Source organism: Dietzia sp. HMSC21D01 (assembly GCF_001815995.1).
GTDB lineage: Bacteria > Actinomycetota > Actinomycetes > Mycobacteriales > Mycobacteriaceae > Dietzia > Dietzia cinnamea.
In genome coordinates this window covers 1-1,886 of sequence record NZ_KV824123.1, presented here as the reverse complement: position 1 = coordinate 1,886, position 1,886 = coordinate 1, and the positions used below count along the sequence as shown (strand labels likewise).

Below are 1,886 nucleotides of genomic sequence, written 5' to 3'. Positions count from 1 at the left end.
CGCGCCGAGGCGCAGGTAGGGATCGTCGGCGGCCAGCGCGCGCAGCGCCTCGCGGTGGGTCTCCGTGCGGGCGCGGTGCGCGCGGTAGCGGCGGACGTAGCCGGTGACGGCGAGCGCGCCGAGGGGGATCTCCACGATGAGGAAGAGGGCGAGCGCGACGGCGGGCCCGATCGTGCCGGTCACCAGGAGGACGGCATCGGTGGCGACGACGACGAGGGCGATCAGCGGAACCAGTCTGCTGTTCATAGCTCGACTCCCAGGGCGCTGAAGGTGCGGCGCAGCACCTCGCGCTGGGCCGGGTCGGGCAGAAGCTGCTCGAGCGTGGGCCCGGTGAGCGAGTCGTCCATGTCTGCCGAGGCGCCGGTGATGATCGAGCGGATGGTCGGGTCGGCGATCAGACTCTCGACGAGCCGGGCGATCTCCGGTTCGACGTCGGCGGGGCGTCGGCCTTTGACGCGGTGAAACCCCGCGAGGAGGTCGAGGTACCTACGGCGCCGGTCTCCGTCGGTCGCGAGGGCGGCATACGCGGTGGCGAGTTCGTCGGGAAGGTCGCCGCGGAGGGCCGCGAGGTCGAGCATGTCGCGTTCGAGCTCCACGAGGGCCGCCAGGCCCGGATCGTCGCTCGCCTCCGACCGGCAGAGGTCAAGCGCGCGGGCGACGGGTTCGGGCAGCAGGCCCGGGGGCAACCCGGCGGCCGCGCGCTGGGCGATGGCGTCCAGGCGGTCGCGCTGGCGGGTGAGGGCGGCGATTCTCTCGTCGATGCCGTCGCGAATCGCAGCGAGGTCTGTCACGGGGTCGCCGACCTCCGGCTCGAGGAGCGCTGCGATCTCCTTGAGCGGTACACCGGAGTCGGACAGGAACGCGATCCGCGCGATGCGGGCGAGGTCGGCGACGCCGTACTCGCGGTACCCGCCGGAGGTCCTGGCGGGCTCGGCGATCACTCCGAGCCGGTGGTAGTGCCGGATGCTGCGTGCGCTGATGCCGACGATCTGGGCGACCTGACCGATTCTCATATCTCGATCATCAACCTTGACATTGTGACAAGGTCAAGGCCGAAACCGTTGTGGCGTAGCAGCTAGCCGATTGTTGGGGCTGATTAATGTCCTGTATTGGCAGTCGACTCTTGAGTGCGTCGGCGGCCCCAAATGAGGCCGAAGGCGTTCACCGGAAGATCGGGCCGACCATCTAGCTTGAGAAAGCTCGCGTATACGAAGAGAAAGCGGAGTAGAAGTGCGACCCCGACGAAGAAGCTGGCGGTTACTGCAATGCGCCCCCAAAGTGGGAGCGAAGTAGGCCCGAGGCTCATTAAAATGACAGGTATTGCCATTCCCGCAATTGCGAGAAACGTCAGGACTTGTAGTGCCAAATTGAACCCTTCGGGTTGACGAGTTGCCTCGTAGGTCTCTGTGGCCAGTCGGTGTTCTTGGCGCAGTGTGCGGTACTCGGTGTCGGCTTGATCGACTGCAGCCTGACCTGACTTCCACAAGTTTTAGTGTCACCCTGAGTTGATCGCGTCGATGACGGCTCGCGCGGCGTCCGAGATTGTGGGTTCGACGAGCATTTCGTGGTCGCCGATGGCAACGGTGACGGTGCGCAGGGGCCGCAGGGTGGTGACGATCTTCTTGATCGACATGCCGGTGAGGTCCTGCAGGTGCCGCGCCACGGCCAGGGCGGCAAACACGACGGTGAGGTGAGCTTCGATCGCATCGCGGGTGCGGTGGAAGATCGGGCGGGCCCTCAGGTCAGCCTTGGCCATACGGAAGGACTGCTCGACTTTCCAGAGGTCGTGATAGGCCGCCACGACGGCATGGCCGTCCATCACGGCCGGGGCGATGTTTGTGACATACCCCTTGTAGCCTGCAGATTCTCGGGCCCGCTGGATCGAG

The 1,886-nt window shown here is 66.3% G+C and carries 1 protein-coding gene and 2 pseudogenes; all 3 read right to left on the bottom strand.

All coding sequences use genetic code 11. From position 1 onward, the window contains the following. A pseudogene (locus tag HMPREF3086_RS16285) lies at positions 1-246 on the bottom strand (hypothetical protein); the annotation flags it as partial. Beyond that, entirely contained in the window at positions 243-1,013 is a 771-nt protein-coding gene (locus tag HMPREF3086_RS16280; protein WP_070722951.1) for a MerR family transcriptional regulator, read from the bottom strand. The gene HMPREF3086_RS16280 and the pseudogene HMPREF3086_RS16285, both read right to left, overlap by 4 nt. Before the next feature lie 482 nt (positions 1,014-1,495). Further along, positions 1,496-1,886: pseudogene (locus HMPREF3086_RS16275) on the bottom strand (IS1634 family transposase); the annotation flags it as partial.

What these genes read in the sequence shown, in the direction of transcription:
- HMPREF3086_RS16280 (WP_070722951.1), bottom strand. Translation starts at nt 1,013, where the DNA reads ATGAGAATCGGTCAGGTCGCCCAGATCGTCGGCATCAGCGCACGCAGC.